The 22,424-nt window shown below is 55.2% G+C and carries 19 protein-coding genes; 5 read left to right on the top strand and 14 right to left on the bottom strand.

The features are described 5' to 3' along the window. Window positions 1-224: 224 nt before the first annotated feature. On the top strand, window positions 225-3,671 hold the full coding sequence (gene mfd / locus OOJ60_RS16895; RefSeq protein WP_205612106.1) for a transcription-repair coupling factor: 3,447 nt from the start codon (window positions 225-227) through the stop codon (window positions 3,669-3,671). Window positions 3,672-3,830: 159 nt separating this feature from the next. Next, the gene (gene ldtC / locus OOJ60_RS16890) at window positions 3,831-4,796 is read left to right on the top strand and encodes a L,D-transpeptidase LdtC (protein WP_072197186.1); all 966 of its coding nucleotides are present in this window, start codon (window positions 3,831-3,833) and stop codon (window positions 4,794-4,796) included. A gap of 92 nt (window positions 4,797-4,888) precedes the next feature. Here ldtC and bhsA read toward each other — a convergent pair whose 3' ends face one another. Beyond that, window positions 4,889-5,146, bottom strand: coding sequence for a multiple stress resistance protein BhsA (gene bhsA, locus OOJ60_RS16885; protein WP_042283675.1), 258 nt, complete (start codon window positions 5,144-5,146; stop codon window positions 4,889-4,891). Window positions 5,147-5,387: 241 nt separating this feature from the next. Here bhsA and comR point away from each other — a divergent pair, with 241 nt between their 5' ends. Together comR and OOJ60_RS16875 are read left to right on the top strand one after the other, a co-directional pair. Next, on the top strand, window positions 5,388-6,023 hold the full coding sequence (gene comR / locus OOJ60_RS16880) for a TetR family copper-responsive transcriptional repressor ComR (RefSeq protein WP_060571336.1): 636 nt from the start codon (window positions 5,388-5,390) through the stop codon (window positions 6,021-6,023). A 231-nt stretch (window positions 6,024-6,254) separates the two neighbouring features. Then, on the top strand, window positions 6,255-8,444 hold the full coding sequence (locus OOJ60_RS16875; RefSeq protein WP_205612107.1) for a TonB-dependent siderophore receptor: 2,190 nt from the start codon (window positions 6,255-6,257) through the stop codon (window positions 8,442-8,444). A 57-nt stretch (window positions 8,445-8,501) separates the two neighbouring features. On the opposite strand, the gene OOJ60_RS16870 is transcribed toward OOJ60_RS16875, so the two are convergent. The 8 genes from OOJ60_RS16870 to hinT form a co-directional block, all read right to left on the bottom strand. Continuing rightward, window positions 8,502-9,041: a glycine zipper 2TM domain-containing protein gene (locus OOJ60_RS16870; protein ID WP_060571338.1), complete on the bottom strand. Its 540-nt coding sequence runs from the start codon at window positions 9,039-9,041 to the stop codon at window positions 8,502-8,504. Between the two features lie 201 nt (window positions 9,042-9,242). Then, a complete protein-coding gene (gene ndh / locus OOJ60_RS16865; protein ID WP_205612108.1) occupies window positions 9,243-10,547 on the bottom strand; it encodes an NADH-quinone dehydrogenase in 1,305 nt (434 codons plus the stop codon). Window positions 10,548-10,794: 247 nt separating this feature from the next. Further along, complete coding sequence (ycfP, locus tag OOJ60_RS16860) at window positions 10,795-11,337, bottom strand: alpha/beta hydrolase YcfP (RefSeq protein WP_042283688.1); 543 nt, start codon at window positions 11,335-11,337, stop codon at window positions 10,795-10,797. A gap of 21 nt (window positions 11,338-11,358) precedes the next feature. Further along, entirely contained in the window at window positions 11,359-12,384 is a 1,026-nt protein-coding gene (gene nagZ / locus OOJ60_RS16855; protein ID WP_042283690.1) for a beta-N-acetylhexosaminidase, read from the bottom strand. Window positions 12,385-12,394: 10 nt separating this feature from the next. Beyond that, window positions 12,395-13,219: a thiamine kinase gene (thiK, locus tag OOJ60_RS16850; RefSeq protein WP_205612109.1), complete on the bottom strand. Its 825-nt coding sequence runs from the start codon at window positions 13,217-13,219 to the stop codon at window positions 12,395-12,397. Beyond that, window positions 13,200-13,844: a penicillin-binding protein activator LpoB gene (gene lpoB, locus OOJ60_RS16845; protein ID WP_181823057.1), complete on the bottom strand. Its 645-nt coding sequence runs from the start codon at window positions 13,842-13,844 to the stop codon at window positions 13,200-13,202. The genes thiK and lpoB overlap by 20 nt, the downstream gene beginning before the upstream one ends. A gap of 10 nt (window positions 13,845-13,854) precedes the next feature. Then, on the bottom strand, window positions 13,855-14,229 hold the full coding sequence (locus OOJ60_RS16840; protein WP_042283698.1) for a YcfL family protein: 375 nt from the start codon (window positions 14,227-14,229) through the stop codon (window positions 13,855-13,857). Window positions 14,230-14,231: 2 nt separating this feature from the next. Then, window positions 14,232-14,591: a purine nucleoside phosphoramidase gene (gene hinT, locus OOJ60_RS16835; protein WP_042283701.1), complete on the bottom strand. Its 360-nt coding sequence runs from the start codon at window positions 14,589-14,591 to the stop codon at window positions 14,232-14,234. Between the two features lie 348 nt (window positions 14,592-14,939). Here hinT and fhuE point away from each other — a divergent pair, with 348 nt between their 5' ends. Next, window positions 14,940-17,135 carry a ferric-rhodotorulic acid/ferric-coprogen receptor FhuE gene (gene fhuE / locus OOJ60_RS16830; protein ID WP_205612110.1) on the top strand — a complete coding sequence of 732 codons (2,196 nt, stop codon included), beginning with the start codon at window positions 14,940-14,942 and terminating at the stop codon, window positions 17,133-17,135. 98 nt (window positions 17,136-17,233) lie between these two features. Here fhuE and ptsG read toward each other — a convergent pair whose 3' ends face one another. The 5 genes from ptsG to yceG all read right to left on the bottom strand — a co-directional run bounded on the left by ptsG (window position 17,234) and on the right by yceG (window position 22,423). Next, window positions 17,234-18,667, bottom strand: a complete 1,434-nt coding sequence (gene ptsG / locus OOJ60_RS16825; protein ID WP_042283707.1) for a PTS glucose transporter subunit IIBC — start codon at window positions 18,665-18,667, stop codon at window positions 17,234-17,236. Between the two features lie 293 nt (window positions 18,668-18,960). Beyond that, window positions 18,961-19,758 (bottom strand): metal-dependent hydrolase, encoded by a 798-nt coding sequence (locus OOJ60_RS16820; RefSeq protein WP_060571342.1) that lies wholly within the window; start codon window positions 19,756-19,758, stop codon window positions 18,961-18,963. A 10-nt stretch (window positions 19,759-19,768) separates the two neighbouring features. Then, on the bottom strand, window positions 19,769-20,773 hold the full coding sequence (gene holB, locus OOJ60_RS16815; RefSeq protein WP_199957813.1) for a DNA polymerase III subunit delta': 1,005 nt from the start codon (window positions 20,771-20,773) through the stop codon (window positions 19,769-19,771). Then, window positions 20,770-21,411 carry a dTMP kinase gene (gene tmk / locus OOJ60_RS16810; protein ID WP_042283713.1) on the bottom strand — a complete coding sequence of 214 codons (642 nt, stop codon included), beginning with the start codon at window positions 21,409-21,411 and terminating at the stop codon, window positions 20,770-20,772. The genes holB and tmk overlap by 4 nt, the downstream gene beginning before the upstream one ends. Further along, the gene (gene yceG, locus OOJ60_RS16805) at window positions 21,401-22,423 is read right to left on the bottom strand and encodes a cell division protein YceG (RefSeq protein ID WP_205612111.1); all 1,023 of its coding nucleotides are present in this window, start codon (window positions 22,421-22,423) and stop codon (window positions 21,401-21,403) included. The genes tmk and yceG overlap by 11 nt, the downstream gene beginning before the upstream one ends. Between the last annotated feature and the right edge of the window lies 1 nt (window position 22,424).

Below are 22,424 nucleotides of genomic sequence, written 5' to 3'. Positions count from 1 at the left end.
AAGTGTTCGTCAGCGTACCCGCGAGAGGGGATGAGAAATCGATATGCTAAATATATTCTTTGCCCGGCGCGCTTACCGTTCTGATCTTTCTCCTGAATCATCCAAATGAAGAATATTACGCATGACGATACCGAGGGCGATTCAATTTGCTAAAGAGAAACGATCGCGGATAATAAAGAGCATTGCTTATCAGACGTATACCTAAAAGAGATTCTGACAACCGAATGCCTGAACAACAACGTTACACGCTGCCCGTCAAAGCGGGCGATCAGCGCCTGCTGGGCGAACTGACCGGGGCTGCTTGCGCCACGCTGGTGGCGGACATTGCTGAACGCCATCCCGGCCCCGTCGTACTCATCGCCCCGGATATGCAAAACGCCCTGCGCCTGCATGATGAAATCCGCCAGTTTACCGACCAGATGGTGATGAACCTCGCGGACTGGGAAACGCTTCCTTACGACAGCTTCTCGCCGCATCAGGAAATCATCTCATCACGCCTTTCAACCCTGTATCAGTTGCCTTCTATGCAACGCGGCGTGTTGATTGTGCCGGTGAATACGCTGATGCAGCGCGTCTGCCCGCACAGTTACTTGCACGGCCATGCGCTGGTAATGAAAAAAGGTCAGCGATTATCGCGCGACGCCCTGCGCGCGCAGCTCGACAGCGCAGGCTATCGGCACGTTGATCAGGTCATGGAACACGGCGAATACGCGACGCGCGGCGCGCTGCTGGATCTCTTCCCGATGGGTAGCGATCAACCCTACCGTCTGGATTTCTTTGACGACGAAATTGACAGCCTTCGCCTGTTTGATGCGGATACCCAGCGCACGCTGGAAGAAGTGGATGCCATCAACCTGCTGCCAGCGCATGAGTTTCCGACGGATAAAACCGCCATCGAGCTGTTCCGCAGCCAGTGGCGCGATACATTTGAAGTGAAACGCGACGCTGAACATATTTATCAGCAGGTCAGTAAAGGCACGCTGCCTGCGGGGATTGAATACTGGCAACCGCTGTTTTTCAGCGAACCGCTGCCCCCACTGTTCAGTTACTTCCCGGCCAACACCTTACTTGTCAATACCGGCGATCTGGAAGCCAGCGCCGAACGCTTCCAGGCCGACACGCTGGCGCGTTTCGAGAACCGGGGCGTTGACCCGATGCGCCCGCTCCTGCCGCCAGAATCGCTCTGGCTGCGCGTTGACGCGCTGTTCTCGGAACTGAAGCGCTGGCCGCGCATTCAGCTCAAAACGGAGCACCTGCCGGACAAAGCGGCCAATACCAATCTGGGCTTCCAGCAATTGCCCGATCTGGCGGTACAGGCGCAGCAAAAAGCGCCGCTTGACGCTTTGCGCAAATTCCTCGAGTCGTTCACGGGTCCGGTTGTATTTTCCGTGGAGAGCGAAGGCCGCCGCGAGGCGCTCGGCGAACTGCTCGCGCGAATTAAGCTCGCGCCGAAGCGCATTCTGCGTCTTGATGAAGCAAGTGGTAACGGGCGCTATCTGATGATCGGCGCCGCGGAACGCGGGTTTGTCGATACCCAGCGCAACCTGGCGATGATTTGCGAAAGCGACCTGCTCGGCGAGCGCGTGGCGCGTCGCCGCCAGGATTCACGCCGCACCATTAATCCGGACACGTTGATCCGTAACCTGGCCGAACTGCATCCGGGTCAGCCGGTGGTTCATCTGGAACACGGCGTTGGTCGTTATGCCGGAATGACGACCCTGGAAGCGGGCGGCATCAAGGGTGAATATCTGATGCTCACCTACGCCAACGACGCCAAACTGTATGTGCCGGTCTCCTCGTTGCATCTCATCAGCCGCTATGCAGGCGGAGCCGAGGAAAACGCGCCGCTGCATAAGCTTGGCGGCGACGCCTGGTCCCGCGCGCGGCAAAAAGCAGCGGAAAAAGTCCGCGACGTGGCGGCGGAACTGTTGGATATTTATGCCCAACGTGCGGCGAAAGAAGGCTTTGCCTTTAAGCACGACCGCGAGCAGTACCAGCTATTTTGCGACAGCTTCCCGTTCGAGACCACGCCCGACCAGGCCCAGGCCATTAACGCTGTACTCAGCGACATGTGTCAGCCGCTGGCAATGGACCGTCTGGTCTGCGGCGACGTGGGCTTCGGCAAAACCGAAGTGGCAATGCGCGCGGCGTTTCTCGCCGTTGAAAACCATAAGCAGGTGGCCGTTCTGGTGCCGACCACCCTGCTCGCCCAGCAGCACTTCGACAACTTCCGCGACCGCTTTGCCAACTGGCCGGTGCGTATCGAAATGCTGTCCCGCTTCCGTAGCGCCAAAGAACAGGCGCAGATCCTCGAACAGGCGGCTGAAGGGAAAATCGATATCCTGATCGGCACGCACAAGCTGTTACAAAGCGATGTCAAACTGAAAGATCTGGGCTTATTGATTGTCGACGAAGAGCACCGTTTCGGCGTGCGTCATAAAGAGCGTATCAAAGCGATGCGCGCCGATGTCGATATTCTGACCCTGACCGCCACGCCCATCCCGCGCACGCTCAATATGGCGATGAGCGGAATGCGCGATCTGTCGATCATTGCCACCCCACCGGCGCGACGGCTGGCGGTGAAAACCTTCGTCCGTGAATACGATAACCTGGTCGTGCGCGAGGCGATCCTGCGTGAAATCCTGCGCGGCGGCCAGGTCTATTACCTGTATAATGACGTCGAAAACATTCAGAAAGCCGCCGACCGTCTGGCGGAACTGGTGCCGGAAGCGCGCATCGCGATTGGTCATGGGCAGATGCGCGAGCGCGAACTGGAACGGGTAATGAACGACTTCCACCATCAGCGCTTTAACGTGCTGGTGTGTACCACGATTATCGAGACCGGGATCGACATCCCGACCGCCAACACCATTATCATCGAACGCGCGGATCACTTTGGACTGGCGCAGTTGCATCAGTTGCGCGGACGCGTGGGCCGATCGCATCATCAGGCGTACGCCTGGCTGTTGACGCCGCATCCGAAAGCGATGACCACCGACGCGCAAAAGCGTCTGGAGGCGATTGCGTCACTGGAAGATTTGGGTGCGGGCTTTGCGCTGGCGACACACGATCTGGAAATTCGCGGCGCGGGCGAACTGCTTGGCGAAGACCAGAGCGGGCAGATGGAAACCATTGGCTTCTCGCTGTATATGGAACTGCTGGAAAACGCCGTCGATGCGCTAAAAGCCGGACGGGAACCGTCGCTGGAAGATCTTACCAGCCAGCAGACAGAAGTCGAACTGCGAATGCCGTCGCTGCTACCGGATGATTATATCCCCGACGTCAATACGCGCCTGTCGTTCTACAAGCGAATCGCCAGCGCCAAAAGCGAAAACGAGCTGGAAGAGATCAAAGTGGAGCTTATCGATCGCTTTGGTCTTCTGCCGGATCCCGCGCGTAATCTGCTGGATATCGCCCGTTTGCGTCAGCAGGCGCAAAAGCTGGGGATCCGCAAACTCGAAGGTAACGAGAAAGGCGGCACCATTGAATTCGCCGAGAAAAATCACGTGAACCCGGGCTGGCTTATCGGTCTGCTGCAAAAGCAGCCTCAGCACTTCCGCCTCGACGGTCCGACCCGCCTGAAGTTTATGCAGGATTTGACGGAGCGGAAAACGCGTATGGACTGGGTGCGTCAGTTTATGGCGCAACTGGAAGAAAACGCGGTCGCGTAATAACCCGTTGCCGGATAAGGCGAAACAGCCGTCCGGCATGATCTCCCCCGCCTCGCAGATCTTTACAACTCTTTGCACTTCCCTTGCATTTCAGGACATGCCAACCCGCCATAATGATCGTTGGCGTCTTTTATTCCAATAACCCTTTGATTTATGATGATAATGAAAACTCTGCGACTTTCCCGCTGGCTGGCTTTTGTCACCTTTGCCGCCGGCATGGCGCTTGCGCTACCTGCGCAGGCGAATACCTGGCCACTTCCGCCGCCCGGCAGCAAACTGGTGGGCGAAAATAAATATCACGTTGTCGAAAACAACGGCGGTTCCCTGGAGGCCATTGCGAAGAAATACAACGTTGGATTCCTGGCGCTGTTACAGGCAAATCCCGGCGTTGACCCCTACGTGCCGCGCGCTGGCAGCGTGTTGACCATTCCGCTGCAAACCCTCCTGCCGGATGCGCCGCGCGAAGGTATCGTCATTAACCTTGCTGAACTGCGCCTTTATTATTATCCACCGGGTAAAAACGTGGTCACGGTTTACCCTATCGGCATTGGTCAACTGGGGGGCGATACGCTTACGCCCACCATGGTAACCACCGTTTCCGACAAGCGTGCGAATCCGACCTGGACGCCGACGGCCAATATTCGCGCCCGCTATAAAGCACAGGGGATCGATTTGCCTGCGGTTGTCCCTGCCGGGCCGGATAACCCGATGGGTCACCACGCGATTCGTTTAGCCGCCTACGGCGGCGTGTATCTGCTGCACGGCACCAACGCCGATTTCGGCATCGGAATGCGGGTCAGTTCCGGCTGCATTCGCCTGCGTGATGGCGATATTGAAACGCTGTTTAAGCAGGTTACCCCGGGAACCAAAGTCAACATTATTAATACGCCGATCAAAGCCTCAGTCGAGCCAGGCGGCGTACGTCTGGTTGAGGTACATCAGCCGCTGTCAAAAAATATTGATGATGACCCGCAGGTTTTGCCTATCGTCCTGAACAGCACATTGCAGGCATTTAAAGATGCCGCGCAAACCGATGCGCCATTGATGCAGCACGTAATGGATGTCCGCTCCGGCATGCCGGTCGACGTCACTCGACATCACGACGTTAAACAGCAATCCCTGTAAGCCTGAACGAAAAAGCCCCGCTGAACCGTGGTTCAGCGGGGCTTTTTTGTGCAGTGGCAAATCTTAATCAGGCATTAATGAGGGGTTAATGCTTATTTATAAATTACCGCGGTACCGTGCAGCGTGTTCGGGCCAGTAACCGAGGTAATGCGGAAAGATTTCGCCCCCATTTCATCTGCTTTTTGCGCCAGTTGTTCTTCCAGAGAACCCAGGTTAGTACCTGCGCTGGCAGAGATGGTCCCAACTTTTTGCTGGCCGTCAGGCGTAGATTGCACTTCAACGGCAGCGAAGCTGGCGAATGAAAGAGAGCTGAGTACAGCAGCAGCGATGAGGGCTTTGACGTTTTTCATAATAGTAACCTTTTGCAGATGAACGGGGTCGTAAGCATTTACTTAACGATCGATAGGTAAATGATAGATGTGATCCAGGTCACACGTCAACTATTTTTTATAACGGTCGTTATATAAATTAAAAAGCACTTATCTTTCATGACAATGCAACGTAATTATTTTTCACAGGAATGCGCTGGAGACTGGACGGTTTTATTTTTATAATGGTTATTCATTAAACCCAGACAGGTACACCGGCATCATGACAACTGACTCGACAGGTTGTGTAAAAAAAAGCCGTGGCCGACCAAAAGTGTTCGACAGGGAAGCCGCGCTTGATAAGGCCATGACACTCTTCTGGCAGCACGGTTATGAGGCGACGTCGCTCTCTGATCTTGTTGAAGCGACAGGGGCGAAAGCCCCCACGCTGTACGCAGAATTCACCAATAAAGAAGGACTGTTTCGCGCGGTGCTCGACAGGTACATCGCCCGTTTCGCCGCAAAGCATGAAGCGCAGCTATTTTGCGAAGAAAAAAGCGTGGAGGCCGCGCTGGAAGATTACTTCACCGCCGTGGCGACCTGTTTTACCAGTAAAGACACCCCGGCGGGTTGTTTTATGATCAACACTTCCGCGACGCTTGCTGCCGCGTCACGGGATATTGCGCATACGGTGAAATCACGCCACGCCATGCAGGAGCAAACGTTGACCCGTTTCCTGCAACAGCGCCAGATGCGCGCAGAGATCCCGGCGCAGTGCAACGTACAGCACCTTGCCGAATACCTGAACTGCATCTTACAGGGGATGTCGATCAGCGCCCGCGAAGGCGCGTCGTTTGACACACTGATGCAGATCACCCGTACCACTCTTCGCCTGTGGCCCGAGCTGTTGAAAGCCTGATTGATCCTGCTGGCCGGGGAATGCGTTTCCCGGTCCTTCTCTCACCTTTCCCCTACAAAAAGTAATGTTTTCACCGGGTTAGACTCAAATTTCTTAAAATATTATTTGATAATAGAAACCATTATCAGCAATATTCGCATTTGACTTTCTATCTGTTTCACAATGTAACAGCCGGAGCCTGCCCGGCAAGAAGAACACCACTTTTACAGATATTTTCAGAAGGGAATGCGAATGAATAAGCGTCTTTGGGTGCTCAACCCAGTCCTGCTTGCGTTAACTCTGCCTGCAACGGCAGCGAAGCAAACAGAAGAAGAAAACCTCATCGTCAGCGCTAACCGGAGTCAAAAAACGGTGGCGGAAATGGCGCAGACCACCTGGGTGATCGAGGGTCAGGAAATTGAACAACAGGTTCAGGGCGGCAAAGAGTTTAAAGATGTGCTGGCGCAGTTGATCCCCGGTATTGATGTCAGCAGCCAGGGACGAACCAACTATGGTATGAATATGCGCGGGCGCGCGCTGGTCGTGCTGATTGATGGCGTACGCCTTAACTCTTCGCGTACCGACAGCCGACAGCTGGACGCCATCGATCCGTTCAACATTGCCCACATTGAAGTGATTTCCGGCGCGACGTCGCTCTATGGCGGCGGCAGTACTGGCGGCCTGATCAACATCGTGACCAAAAAAGGCCAGCCGGAACGCGAAGTGGAACTAGAACTGGGTGCTAAATCGGGCTTCAATAACAGTAACGATCGTGACGAGCGCGTTGCCGCCGCGGTCAGCGGGGGGACGGATCGCGCCTCTGGCCGTCTCTCTGTCGCCTGGCAGCGCTTCGGCGGCTGGTACGATGGCAACGGCGATGCGCTAATGCTCGACAATACGCAAACCGGCTTGCAGCACTCCGATCGTCTGGATGTGATGGGTACGGGCACAATTGAGATTGACGACAACCGTCAGCTACAGCTGGTGACCCAATATTATAAAAGCCAGGGCGATGACGACTACGGCCTGTATCTGGGCGAAAATATGTCTGCCGTCACTGGTGACGGTAAAGCCAGCACCCGTAGCGGACTCAGCGCCGATCGCATCCCCGGAACAGAGCGTCATCTGATTAGCCTGCAATATTCAGACGCCGACTTCTTCGGTCAAAATCTGGTCAGCCAAATTTATTACCGTGATGAATCGCTGAAATTTTATCCCTTCCCGTCGCTGACCAGGGGCCAGGTCACCAGCTTTTCTGCCTCGCAGCAGGACACCGATCAGTACGGCGCCAAAATTACCCTCAACAGTCAGTTGATGGATAACTGGGAACTGACCTGGGGTATCGATGCGGATCACGAGACCTTCGACGCTAATCAGAAATTTTTCGACCTCGCATGGTCGCTTCCCTCCGGCGGCATGGACAACCGTACGGCCTATACCACCGGACGTTACCCCGGCTACAGCATCACTAATTTCGCGCCGTTCCTGCAAAGCAGTTATGACATCAACGATATTTTCACCCTGAGCGGCGGCATCCGCTATCAATGGACTGAAAACCGGGTTGATGATTTCATCGGCTACGCGCAGCAGCAGGGGATCGCCAATGGGCTGGCGAGTTCTGCCGATGCGATACCGGGCGGCAAAACCGATTACGATAACGTCCTGTTCAACGCCGGTCTGCTTGCGCATCTGACCGAACGCCAGCAGGCGTGGTTCAACTTTTCCCAGGGCGTCGAATTGCCGGATCCGGGGAAATACTATGGTAACGGCACCTATCAGTTGGTAGGCGATCATTACCAGCTTCAGCGCAGCGTAAACGTCGCTGACTCGCGTCTGGAAGGGATCAAAGTCAACTCCTATGAACTGGGATGGCGCTATACCGGCGAGAGTCTGCGCACGCAACTGGCGGCCTATTACTCTACCTCCGACAAATCCATTGTGATTAACCGCAGCGATATGACCATTCGCGTGGAACCTGACGACCGCCGGATTTACGGCGTGGAAGGCGCTGTGGACTATTTCATTCCTGACAGCGACTGGAGCCTCGGCGCAAACTTCAACGTACTGAAGTCTGAAGTGAAGCAAAACGGGAAATGGGAAAAATGGGATGTGACGCTGGCCTCGCCGTCAAAAGCCACCGCCTGGGTGGGTTGGGCGCCAGAGCCGTGGTCATTGCGGGTGCAAACCCAACAGTCTTTCGATCTGACGGATGCCAGCGGTAATAAACTGGATGGATACAATACCGTTGACGTTATCAGCAGTTATCAGCTCCCGCTGGGTAAACTGACCTTAAGCATCGAAAACCTGCTGGACGAAGACTACACCACCCTCTGGGGACAGCGCGCGCCGCTGCTGTACAGCCCAACCTACGGCAGCCCATCGCAGTATGAATACAAGGGCCGCGGGCGGACCTTTGGCCTGAACTACGCGTTAACTTTCTGATAAAAAAAGCCCCTCAGCCTGAGCGAATGAGGGGCTAATCAGCAGAGTACAGCTTTTTTATGCTTTGTTATTCAGAATCAACTGGCCGTTGTTATCCAGCGGAATTTGTGTACCCGGATCTTTATCCATCCGGATTTTGCCCTGCTGATCGCCGATCTTGTAGGTCACGTCGTAGCCGAGCATTTTTTCCGATTTGTCATAGACGGTTTTGCAACGCTGCTGCGTAGAGGTGTAGGTGTCGTTTTCCTGCATTGATCCCTGGATCTGGTTACCCGCGTAACCACCGCCCAGCGCCCCGACAACAGTGGCGACATCTTTACCACGGCCCCCGCCAAACTGATGACCAATCACTCCGCCAGCCACTGCGCCAAGAACAGAACCGGCGATGCGGTTTTCATCCTGGACAGGTCTGCGGTGGGTCACCGTGACGTTACGGCACTCCTGACGTGGGGTCTTAATGGTTTCTTTGATAGGTGTTGCAGAAACCACTTGCGCATACTGCGGGCCGCGATCAAAGACGTTCAGACTGGCCACCGCCGCCACGCCCAGCGCAGCAGCTACGCCAATCCCTATACCCGCCAACATTGATTTATTCACGGGAAATCCTCCTTCTTTGCTATTGGTAACAATATTGCAACTAAAGCAAGCAGAAGCCCATCAGATTGCGGATGAAAATATCGTGGGTTGACCTTAAAACAGCATGATTCAGAGAACTCTGAGGAGAGCGACAGGAATATTCAGTGTGCAGAACGGCGCAGACGCCCAGCGCCGCCATTGGCGACGCTGGGAGGAAGGTAATTAATGCAGCTTCAGACGCGGACGGATAACGCGGTTAATACTGCCCACCAGCATCATCAACCCGGTTTTGAAGTAACCGTGCAGTGCAATCTGGTGCATCCGGTACAAAGAGATGTACACGAAGCGGGCAATGCGCCCCTCGATCATCATCGAACCTTTGGTCAGGTTCCCCATCAGACTGCCAACGGTAGAAAAGTTAGACAACGAAACCAGCGAGCCATGGTCTTTATACTGGTATGCCTTCAGCGGTTTACCGTTCATTTGCGCCAGAATGTTATTCATCGCGCAGGTCGCCATCTGATGCGCAGCCTGGGCGCGCGGTGGAACAAATCCGCCTTCCGGACGCGCGCAGGAAGCACAGTCGCCAATCGCATACACGTTAGGATCGCGGGTGGTTTGCAGCGTGGGCTCCACCACCAGTTGATTAATACGGTTGGTTTCGAGACCGCCGATCTCCTTCATAAAGTCCGGCGCTTTAATCCCTGCCGCCCAGACCATCAGGTCGGCTTCAATGTATTCGCCGTCTTTCGTGTGTAAACCGCCCGCGTCGGCGCTGGTCACCATTGTCTGGGTCAGTACGCGGACGCCCAGTTTGCTCAGTTCATTATGCGCCGCGCCAGAAATGCGTGGCGGCAGCGCAGGCAGGATGCGCTCGCCCGCTTCCACCAGCGTGACGTTCAGCGCTTCGTTGGTCAGCCCTTTGTAGCCATAGCTGTGCAATTGTTTCACTGCGTTATGCAGTTCAGCCGAAAGCTCAACGCCGGTTGCCCCACCGCCGACAATGGCGATATTCACCTTGCCGTTCGCGCCCAGGTTCGCGGAGTATTTCAGGAACTGGTTGAGCATTTCCTGATGGAAACGGCGCGCCTGATGCGGGTTATCGAGGAAGATGCAGTGCTCTTTCACGCCCGGCGTGTTGAAATCGTTAGAAGTACTGCCCAGCGCCATCACCAGCGTGTCGTAAGCGATTTTGCGCTCCGGCACCAACAGCTCGCCTTTCTCGTCGCGCAGTTCAGCAATAGTAATTGTTTTGGCCTCGCGATCGATATCCATTACCGACCCCAACTGGAACTGGAAGCCGTGATTCCGCGCGTGCGCCAGGTAGCTCAGCGCATCCACGCCTTCATCAAGAGACCCCGTCGCCACTTCGTGCAGCAGGGGTTTCCACAGATGGCTATGGTTTCTGTCAACCAGCGTAATCTTCGCTTTTTTCTTGCGGCCCAGTTTGTGCCCCAGTTGCGTAGCCATTTCCAGCCCGCCAGCACCCCCACCGACAATCACGATCTTTTTCAATGGTGTAGTCAACGCGACCCCCTTAAATGATTAACCAATTGTTAATTAAAAGTTATTAACATAGCCTTTAATTAACAACAGGTTACGACAATGAAAATGTTCTTCGAGAGTGAGAATAACACATGCGGTGCATTGGTCATACCAAAATTGATGTGCATCAAGTTTTGATGCTGAAAAGATAGACACCTTCTGCCATTTCGCCAAAAAAAAACCAGCCCGAAGGCTGGCGGTCAGGACGCGCATACGCAGTGGTTGACGGTCAACCCAGCGTTTTGAACGCTTTGATTCGCTGCAGATGGGGTGAAATATTCTTGAACTTATGCGTCTGTTCTTCATCCCATACAATTTCGTAAAAATGGTGCAGTTCTTCAGAAGAGCGCTGACTGTCAAGCGCTTCGTCATGACGGGAAAGAATCACCAGGCAGCGGTCGCGGTTCTTTTCACGGAAGTTCGTCACGCATTTGGTGGCGATATCGGCGTATTCTTCCGGGCGGTCGATTTTGCCTTCCATGTTCTCATACGGGAACAGGTTCGGATTAAACACCACCTGACGGATGTCGCACAGAAAGCCGATGCGCTCGGCCCAGTAGCCTCCCAGACCCACACCGCAAATCAGCGGACGATCGTCAACGTTAAGCTGCAACATTTTGTCCACTTCCTTCAGCAGATGTTGCATGTCATGTTTCGGATGCCGCGTGCTGTAGCTGATCAGCCTGACGTCCGGGTCGATAAACTGCAACTGCAACACTTTTTCGTGGTTACCCGGGCTGTTAGAGTCAAAACCGTGTAAATAGATAATCATCGCACCCTCACCAAACTTGCGTTAATGACCTGCTTTTTCTTCCTGCCAGCGTTCGTGTAACTGGTTGAGCTGCGCGCTGACCTGTTTCCAGCGTGCCGAGTCCATCAGTTCCTGACGAGAAAATGAACCTTTATGATACAAACGTGTAACACGTTCTGCTTTGATCGGCGACAGATTATCCAGCACGCTGACCGCACCTTTACGATTATTGCAGACCAGGATCATATCGCAACCTGCATCCAGCGACGCCTGGCCGCGCTCGGCATAGCTGCCCATGATCGCCGCCCCTTCCATCGAAAGATCGTCGGAGAAAATCACCCCGTCAAAACCCAGCTCCTGACGCAGGACCGTTTTCAGCCAGTGCGACGAGCCGCTTGCCGGACGCGGATCAACCTCGCTGTAAATCACATGCGCAGGCATAATCGCATCAAGTTTGTTGTCGGTAATCAGCGAACGGAACACGGACATATCTTTAGCGCGAATTTCCGCTTCCGGGCGCGGATCGGTCGGCGTCTCTTTATGCGAATCGGCGGTCACCGCGCCGTGACCCGGAAAATGTTTACCGGTGGTTTTCATGCCCGCGGCATGCATCCCGTCGATAAAGCGCGTCGCCATCGCCAGCGCTTTTGCCGGATCGGCATGATAGGATCGCTCGCCAATCGCGGCGCTGATATGCCCGACATCAAGTACCGGCGCAAAACTGATGTCGATATCCATTGCTATCATTTCGCTGGCCATCAGCCAGCCTGCGTCTTCCGCCAGTTTGCCGCCCTCTTCCATCCCGTGTAGCGCGGCAAAAGACTGAGCGGCAGGCAGTCGGGTAAAGCCTTCGCGAAAGCGCTGTACGCGGCCGCCTTCCTGGTCCACCGCCACCACCAGATGATTGCGCGACGCCGCGCGGATCTGGCGCACCAGTTCGCGCAGCTGCGCCGGATCGTGATAATTACGCGTGAAGAGGATCAAACCACCGACCAGCGGATGGGCCAAAATTTCCCGTTCTTCCGCATCCAGTTCAAACCCTTCGACATCCAACATAACTGGACCCACACTGCTCTCCTTAATCCTTCGTTAAAAGCTGCCGCCAGGTTGCGTCGGCCAGCCCGATAAAGTGTTGTTCGCCGGTCTGTCGCCAGCGGTATTCATACCATCCAGCCTTCAGCATCTGTACCCACGGATCCCAGCGTCGGACCTGCTGCCACAGGCTTTCCGGCGACATATTGCCGCGCACCGCATAGTCGTTCACCAGTTGCCGGCGCCGGGCCACATCGTCCACCCACACCGCCGCCAGCTCAAGCGCGATATCGCCGTCCCCGGCGTACTCCCAGTCGATTAACTTTAGCCCCGACTCAGTGTGTACGATGTTTCCGGCGTGGACATCCATGTGCAGTGGCGCCAGACGCAGCGGTTGTGGCTCCCCTTGCTGACGCAAACGTTTTAACCGCCTCAGCCAGCGCGGCGTTCTGCGTGACGGATCGCTGCCTCGCCAGTACTGTTCAAGCAGCGGCAGAAGGTGAATACGCCAACCGAAGCGCGGCTGCTGATGCAGATAATACAGCAAGCCCGCGAGATCGTCGGTATCCGGCAATTGCGATCTTACCTCGCCGCGCAGATAGTCCACCGCCATCCAGCCGGGAATATACAGACGCGGCTTCGGCGCAAGACGTTCAGGTAGGCGATTAAGCGCACGGTACTGGCGCAAAAATGGGTATCCGCGCGCATCGGGATCGTGATGGCGGCGAAGCACCAGACGCGTTTCGGCGCGGGCCAGGATAACGCTCCCGCCGCTGAGACCGGTCTGACCGTCAGCAACGGGGCGATAATGCGGAAAGAAGCGCGACAAGACCTCGTCGCGCGACAGCGCGTTATTGTTGCTGAACGGCACCTTTACCTGACCAGATTATCTCGCCAGTTTGTACCAGCATTAATTGCATTTGCAGCGATGGCGCATTGACGTTGCCGGCGGCGCTGGAATACAGCACATAGTGCGCGCCAACGTTGCGGGCAATACCAATGGCTTTACTACGCGTTCCCAGGCTGTCCTGCGGAGAAAGGCCTAACTGCTGTTTCGCCATCGACAACTGCTGGGCGGAGACCAGCGTAAATTTGCCGTTGTTAGCCAGCGCGTTGCGCAGGGTTTCCGTGGCGTCGCTCGCGTTCAACGACCCGTTTGTCCGGTTGTTGACGCTGTCCACCAGCAGTACGCTGCCCGAGGTTACGCCATCGGCCTGCAGCATTTTAGCCACCATCGGCTGCATGGCGCCATTCCAGTCGTAGTGACGAACGCGGGGCGCAGGCGCCGCCGTCTGATCTTCATGCTCAATTGGACCAGGCTGACCCGGTATTTCCGGCACAGAAGGTACGACAGGCGCAGGCTGCTGAGGCTGCGCGGGCTGCTCCGGCACCGGTTTGACTTCTTCCACTGGCGCAGGCTCACGCTGCGCCACACAGCCGGAAAGCACTATCGCCAGCCCGACTAACAGTGCATAGCGACTCAATTTACTCTTCAAGATTCACCCCTTACAAAAAAAGATAAAGTCTGACTTTGTGCGCCCCCAGATAATTGGCGCTGCCATAGAGCGTGACCGACGAACGCGCCGGAACTGTCACGCTGCGTGGCGCTTCCAGAGGATGCATTTCTAATCCTCTGGCGTCATACCAGTAAAAACGATAATGAACGGTAACGGGCTCTTGCCTTTCGTTGTACAGCACTGAGGACGCGGAAGGCTGAAGATCAGAGGTCCTCAACGACGGCGGCTGCGCCGTGATCCCCGCAGCCAGCAGCGTTGATTCCATCACCAGAGACTGCTCGTCGCTGACCGGTATTTCAGGATGCGAACGACACCCCGCCAGCAGCAGCAGTCCCAGCGAAAGCGCAAGGCATCCTTTTTTCATCATTACAGCCCTTTATGCGCAAGCATAGGCCCCAGCGCGCGGCCCCCCAGCAGGTGCATGTGGATGTGATACACCTCCTGGCCGCCGTGACGGTTAGTATTCATAATCAGGCGATAGCCATCTTCTGCGATGCCTTCCTGCGCAGCAATTTTCGCCGCTACGGTGATCATCCGTCCCAGCGCCTGTTCATGCTCGGCAGTGACATCATTGACCGTCGGGATCAGAATATTGGGGATAATCAGGATGTGGGTGGGCGCCTGCGGTGAGATATCCCGGAATGCGGTAACCAGTTCATCCTGGTAAACAATGTCTGACGGGATTTCACGACGAATAATTTTGCTGAATATAGTTTCTTCTGCCACGACGTTTTCCTTTTCTTAAAATTGCCATGCGTGATGCCATGCTACGCTGAGCCACACTGCCAGTATAGAGTATGATCGACTTAAAGCCGCTCTTTCAACCTTAAGCCACGATTTCTTAAGCAAAAAACGCGCATTGCCGTACAGGTTCTCTGCTTTCCCCTCCCCGCGACGTCTAAAAGTTCTGAAACAAGATTTCAGAAAGCCTGTAACCTCTGTTTACACAGTGAATATGAATGCGTATATTTCGCATTTGCATTTTCATGCGCAATGATAAGCCAGACAATAAAAAAAGGTTCATCGCCGCCCCGCGCAGCCTGAATCACTATCTTCACTATTAAGGGTTTTCTCATGTCTTTCATCACTCACCGTAGGGACGAACAGCGCCAACCTGCCGCAACCCCATCGTTGCTGGCAGCCTGTATCGCAGTGGCAATGATGCCCTCCGCAAGTTTTGCAGCTTCCGTTACCGAAGATACCGTCATTGTGGACGGTTCCGCCCCGGACATTTCTGATGCCAGCGATGAACACGATTACAGCGTAAAAACCACCAACGCCGCCACGAAAATGGCAATGACGCAGCGCGATATTCCGCAATCGGTAAGCATCGTCAGCCAGCAGCGTATGGAAGACCAACAACTGCACACTCTCGGCGACGTGATGGATAACACGCTGGGAATTAGCCGAAGCCAGGCGGATTCAGACCGCAGCAGCTATTATTCACGCGGGTTTGAGATCGACAATTATATGGTCGACGGTATTCCTACGTACTTTGAATCGCGCTGGAATCTCGGTGACGCGTTGTCCGACACCGCGCTTTTTGAACGCGTGGAAGTGGTGCGCGGCGCCAACGGTCTGATGACAGGAACCGGCAACCCGTCGGCCTCCATCAATATGATCCGCAAGCATGCCACCCGTCGGGAGTTTACGGGAGATGTTTCTGCGGAATACGGCAGCTGGAATAAACAGCGTTACGTGATGGATCTGCAAAGTCCGCTTACGGATGACGGAAATGTTCGCGCGCGCGTCGTGGCCGGTTATCAAAATAATGACTCATGGCTGGATCGCTACACTAGCGAAAAAACCTTCTTCTCCGGTATTCTCGACGCGGATTTGGGCGAGAGCACCAGCCTGGCGGCAGGTTATGAATATCAAAAAATCGATGTGAACAGCCCGACATGGGGCGGCCTGCCGCGCTGGAACACCGACGGCAGCAAAAACAGCTATGATCGCGCCCGTAGCACAGCGCCGGACTGGGCTTACAACGATAAAGAGATCAACAAGGTTTTCGTCACACTCAAGCAGCGCTTTGCCGATACCTGGCAGGCAACAATGAATGCCACTCACTCTGAAGTGAAATTCGACAGTAAGACAATGTATATCGATGCGTTAGTCAATAAAGCCGACGGTACGCTTGTTGGCCCTTACGCCAGCTATGGCCCCGGTTTTGACTACGTAGGCGGTACCGGCTGGAACAGCGGTAAGCGTAAGGTCGACGCGGTGGATCTGTTTGCCGACGGCGGCTACGACCTGTTTGGTCGTCAGCATAACCTGATGTTCGGTGGTAGCTACAGTAAGCAAAATAACCGCTATTTCAGCTCGTGGGCGAATGTTTTCCCGGACGAAATTGGCAATTTCGCTGACTTCGACGGTCATTTCCCACAAACACAATGGACGCCGCTGTCGCTGGCCCAGGATGACACCACGCATATGAAGTCGTTGTATGCCGCGACCCGTGTTTCTCTGGCTGACCCGCTGCATCTGATCCTCGGCGCGCGCTACACTAACTGGCGTATCGACACCCTGACCTACAGCATGGAGAAAAACCATACCACGCCGTATGCCGGTCTGGTTTATGACATTAACGATAACTGGTCTACCTATGCCAGCTATACATCGATCTTCCAGCCGCAGAACAAGCGCGACAGCTCGGGTAAATACCTTTCCCCCATCACCGGAAATAACTATGAGGTGGGCCTGAAATCTGACTGGATGAATAGCCGTCTGACCACCACCCTGTCTCTGTTCCGCATCGAGCAGGACAACCTTGCTCAGTCCACCGGTTCACCTATCGCCGGGAGCAACGGAGAGACCGCATATAAAGCCGCGAACGGCACCGTCAGCAAAGGGGTCGAATTTGAGATCAACGGCGCGATCACCGATAACTGGCAGATGACCTTTGGCGCAACGCGCTACCTCGCTGACGATAACGAAGGTAATGCGGTGAATCCATATCTGCCGCGCACGTCGGTCAAACTGTTCACCCGTTATCGCCTGCCGGCGATGCCAGAACTGACCGTTGGCGGCGGCGTTAACTGGCAGAACCGCGTCTACAGCGATACCGTCACGCCATACGGCACTTTCCGCGCGGAACAGGGCAGCTATGCGCTGGTGGATCTTTTCACCCGCTACCAGGTGACCAAAAACTTTTCGTTGCAGGGTAACGTGAACAATCTGTTTGATAAAACCTACGACACCAACATCGAAGGGTCTATCGTGTACGGCGAACCGCGTAACGTGAGCATCACCGCCACGTATCAGTTCTGATGTAGCTTCCGGACCCTGTTCGGCTTTTTATACGCACCGATCAGGATGTAAAAAAGGCAGCCATGCGGCTGCCTTAGTTCTCCCCAACGTCTTACTGCTTAGCTGTTACGGATATATTCATCCATTTCCGTTTTCAGGTTATCGGATTTTGTACCGAAAATCGCCTGAACGCCAGAACCCGCAACAACCACGCCTGCCGCACCCAGTTTCTTCAGGCCAGCCTGATCCACTTTCGCAACGTCAGCCACGCTGACACGCAGACGGGTAATACACGCGTCCAGGTTGGTGATGTTTTCTTTACCACCAAATGCCGCCACCAGTGCCGGAGCCATTTCGCTGGTCGCGCCCGCTTTCGCGTCGTCAGTGCTGTCTTCACGACCCGGCGTTTTCAGGTCCAGCGCCTTGATCAGAACGCGGAAGACGGTGTAGTAAACGATCGCATAACCTGCGCCGACAATCGGGAACAGCCACAGTTTGCTGCTGTTACCGGACAGGACGATAAAATCGATCAGACCGTGCGAGAAGGAAGTACCGTCACGCATACCCAGCAGGATACAGATTGGGAACGCCAGACCAGCCAGGATCGCATGGATAATGTACAGGATCGGCGCAACGAACATGAAGGAGAACTCGATCGGCTCGGTGATACCGGTCAGGAACGAGGTCAGCGCTGCGGAGATCATGATACCGCCCACTTTCGCGCGGTTTTCCGGTTTAGCCGAATGCCAGATGGCGATAGCCGCCGCCGGCAGACCATACATTTTGAACAGGAAGCCGCCGGACAGTTTGCCCGCCGTCGGGTCGCCCGCCATATAGCGAGGAATGTCGCCGTGGAAGACCTGACCTGCCGCGTTGGTGTATTCGCCGATCTGCATCTGGAAAGGAACGTTCCAGATATGGTGCAGACCAAACGGCACCAGGCAACGCTCAATGAAGCCGTAGATACCGAACGCCACAACCGGGTTCTGGTAAGCCGCCCACTGCGAGAACGTCTGGATAGCCGTACCGATAGGCGGCCAGATAAAGGAGAGGATCACGCCGGTAAAGATTGCCGCCAGGCCGGAGATGATCGGCACAAAGCGCTTACCAGCAAAGAAGCCAAGATACTCAGGCAGCTTGATGCGGTAGAAACGGTTGAACATGTACGCCGCAATCGCACCGGAGATAATCCCCCCGAGAACACCGGTATCCGCAAGGTGTTTTGCTGCGATCTCTTCAGCCGGTAAATGCAGAACCAGCGGCGCAACCACGGCCATGGTTTTCACCATGATGCCATAGGCAACCACCGCCGCCAGAGCGGACACGCCGTCGTTGTTGGTAAAACCAAGCGCGACACCGATAGCGAAAATAAGCGGCATGTTTGCAAAAACAGAACCGCCTGCTTCTGCCATGACATGCGAGACAACGGCTGGCAGCCAGCTGAAGTTTGCGGAACCGACGCCCAGCAGGATACCTGCGATAGGCAATACGGATACCGGCAGCATCAGCGATTTACCGACCTTTTGCAGGTTAGCAAATGCATTCTTAAACATAATTAGGAGTGCTCCTGAGTATTGGTGTTTTTCTACGTTTTCACGCATTAGCAAGGGGGGAGAGCCTCGCCGTGGACAGGGCATCTAAGCGCCCTTTATTTATTACACAGAGTAAAATAAATCAGCTTATTTTTGTTTGACGACCATCACGTTTCAACTCCGCCCGGTGCCATAAGTTGCACATTTTGACAAAAATCGTTTCATAATGTGTCAAGCTGTTCATTCACCGCCCAGTTTGTGGCGGTGAACTTTACTCGCTTTGCTGATTAATTACGAGCTTTAAAAAAACTCGCTTAAGAGGCGGATTGCAGGCGGGACGCGTCGATATGGAACAGGCGGGCAAAGTTATCGGTGGTGATTTGCGCCAGTTCTTCAACGGCAACACCCTTCAATACGGCCATGTATTCCGCAACATCACGTACCATTGCCGGCTGGTTCTCTTTGCCACGGTGCGGAACCGGAGCGAGATAAGGAGAATCCGTCTCCACCAACAGGCGATCCAACGGCACGTAGCGTGCGGCATCGCGTAACTGCTCGGCGTTACGGAAGGTCACAATACCGGAAAAGGAGATATAAAAGCCTAAATCCAGTAATTTACCCGCCGTTTCTCTGTCTTCAGTAAAACAGTGTAGTACGCCACCGCAATCCGTCACCTTTTCATTACGCAGAATCGCCAGCGTGTCGGCGCGGGCGTCACGAGTGTGCACAATCACCGGTTTGTTCAGCTCACGGCCAATCTGAATATGATGAATAAATGACGCCTGCTGACGAACCTTCGTTTCTGGGGTGTAATAATAGTCCAGCCCGGTTTCCCCCATCGCCACAACGCCCTCTTCTGCCGCCAGTCGCCGCAGTTCTTCCACTTCGAACGGCTCATCCTGGTTAAGCGGATGTACGCCGCAGGAGAACACCACGTTATCGCGCTCACCCACCAGCTCGCGCATCGCGCGGTAGCCTGGCAGCGTGGTCGCTACCGCCAGACAGAACTTCACATCGCGTGCGGCGGCTTTCGTCAGCACATCGTCCACGTCCTTATGCAGAGATTGATAATCCAGGCCATCAAGATGGCAGTGCGAGTCGACTAAAAACATAATGTCTCTCTTAAAGATGGGAAACTGGCAACACGGCGCCAGGTTGCAGGTAATGCTCAATTTGTAAAAGGAGATCGGTTAAGACCAGTTCACGGTTTATTGCCGTCACACTGAGCAACTGTTCACGGCAATGGCAGACGGCGCTCAGGATCGCCTGGATCCGGTTTGTAGACAATTGCCCGGCAAGCATTGCCACCAGCTCTCCGGCATCCGCATTGGTTAACCATGTCGCCCCATGCTGGCGCTTCAGCGCATCCATCAGCAGGGTCGCCAGCCAGTGTAGTCTCGCGGGCGCATGCTCATGATTCAACACCGGCAGCAGGCTGTACCAGTCACCGCCGGGCACGCTGCCTGAAAGCGACTGGCACAGCGCTTCGCGTTGCGCCCAACCGTCGGATTGCAGTAACGCCAGCGCCGCGCCCGGCGAGCCTGCGCTCAGGCGCAGCGCGGTCAACAGTGACGTTTGTGACACCGTCACTTCTCGCGCGAGCCACGTGATCGCATAGTTTTCCGCAGGTGGCGCAAGGTGATGCAAACGACAGCGGCTGCGCAACGTCGCCAGAAGACGCGCAGGTTCCCGCGTAGCGAGAAAGAACCACGTTTGCTCAGGCGGTTCCTCCAGGGTTTTAAGCAAGGCGTTCGCCGCGGCATCGGTCAACAGCGCCGCGTCGGGGATCCACACCACTTTCGCCCCGCCAAGACGCGCCCGCTCGTAGAGTTTCTCCCCCACTTCGCGAACCGCGTCGATGCCCAGCACGTTTTTCCCTTTTTCCGGAAACAGGGAATAATAGTCCGGATGCGTGCCCGCCTGCATCAGCTGGCAGCCGCGGCAGTGGCCGCAGCTTTTATGACCGTCCGGCTGCTGACAGAGCAGAAATCGGCTGAGCGCGTAGATCAGGGCATCATCGCCCATTCCCGGCAGTGCCTGGATCAGTAGCGCATGGTGACCCCGTCCTTCCTGATAGCTTGCTACCAGTTTTTCAAAGTCCGGTCGTAACCATGGATACCATTTCATGCGCCCTGCTCCTTCACCCACCCGGTCACAGTGGTACGAATAGCATTCATTACAACGTCCAGCGGCTGCGTCGCATCAATCGTGCGAATGCTTGCATCCTGGGCCGCCAACTCCAGATAGCGGGCGCGGGTGCGATTAAAGAAGTCAAAAGACTCCTGCTCAATACGGTCCAGCTCGCCGCGCGCGCGCGCGCGTTTCAGCCCAACCTCAGGCGTAACATCCAGATAAAGCGTCAAATCCGGCCGGAAATCGCCGAGTACCGCGTCACGCAGTGTAGCAAGCATCTGCTGATCGATACCGCGTCCGCCGCCCTGGTACGCCTGGGTGGAAAGATCGTGACGGTCGCCAATCACCCACGTCCCTTTTGCCAGCGCGGGTTTAATGACCGTTTCCACAAGCTGGACGCGCGCTGCATAAAACATCAGCACTTCGGCTTTGTCGGTGATGATCTCATCGCCGACAGATTTGATGTCCAGCACCAGACTGCGCAGTTTTTCCGCCAGTTGCGTGCCGCCCGGCTCGCGGGTAAAAACCATGTCGCGGATGCCGAGCTGTTCGAGCGTCTCAACCACGATATTTCTCGCGGTCGTTTTACCGGCGCCTTCCAGCCCCTCGATGACGATATACTTACTGCGCATTTTTTTCCTTAAGCACTTTCAGGTAGTCCTGCACAGACCGGTTATGGCTGGCAAGATTGGTATTAAACGTATGGCCCCCTTTGCCGTCGGCGACAAAATAGAGATACGGCGTTTTGGCCGGATGCGCCGCCGCCTTCAGCGAGGCTTCGCCCGGCATGGCGATCGGTCCCGGCGGCAGCCCGGTGATGGTATAGGTGTTATAGGCCGTCGGGGTTTCCAAATCTGCACGTGAGATCTTGCCATTATAGCGCTCACCCATCCCGTAAATCACCGTAGGATCGGTCTGAAGTCGCATTCCGACGCGCAGTCGGTTGATAAATACCGACGCAACCTGATCGCGTTCGCTGGCAACCGCCGTCTCTTTTTCGATGATCGAGGCCATGGTGACCAGTTGATTCTGATCTTTATACGGTAAACCCTCCGCGCGGCCTTCCCAAACCTCATTAACCACTTTTACCATTTTTTGACGCGCGCGCTTAAGCAAGGCCACATCGGTTGTGTTGGCGGTGTACATCCAGGTATCAGGCCAGAACCAGCCTTCGAGACCGTCGGTTTCTTTCAGTTTAAGCGCCTTCGCCACGCTCGCGTAGCTATCGTCGGTCAGGGTATGCTTGACGTAAGGCGCATCGCGCAGCTGTTTGAGATAGTCGCTTAGCCGCATCCCTTCCACAAAGCGCAGCGGAAATTGTGCCTCTTTTCCGCTTTCCAGCAGTTGCAGCATCTCCCGCACGGTCATTCCTGGCGTTAAGCGATACGTGCCCGCTTTAAATTGCGAAAGCGCCGGTTCAACGCGCAGCAGCCACTGAAATACCCGGGGGCGGTTCACAACCCGGTCGGCATACAGTTGCTCACCGAGCGCCAGACGACCCGTTCCCGGTTTGAGGGTAAAAATGGTTTCTTCTTTAATCAGGATCTTGCTGTCCGCCAGTTGGCGAACCTTCCACAAGCCCACTCCCCCAGCAATGCCTAATACCACACCCAATAAGAGGACAGCGTATAACAATTTTTTCATG

The sequence above is a fragment of the Citrobacter sp. R4 genome (genome assembly GCF_026719175.1).
GTDB lineage: Bacteria > Pseudomonadota > Gammaproteobacteria > Enterobacterales > Enterobacteriaceae > Citrobacter_A > Citrobacter_A sedlakii.
The sequence above is the reverse complement of the archived record's forward strand: the minus strand, read 5'-3'. Positions and strand labels throughout refer to the sequence as shown.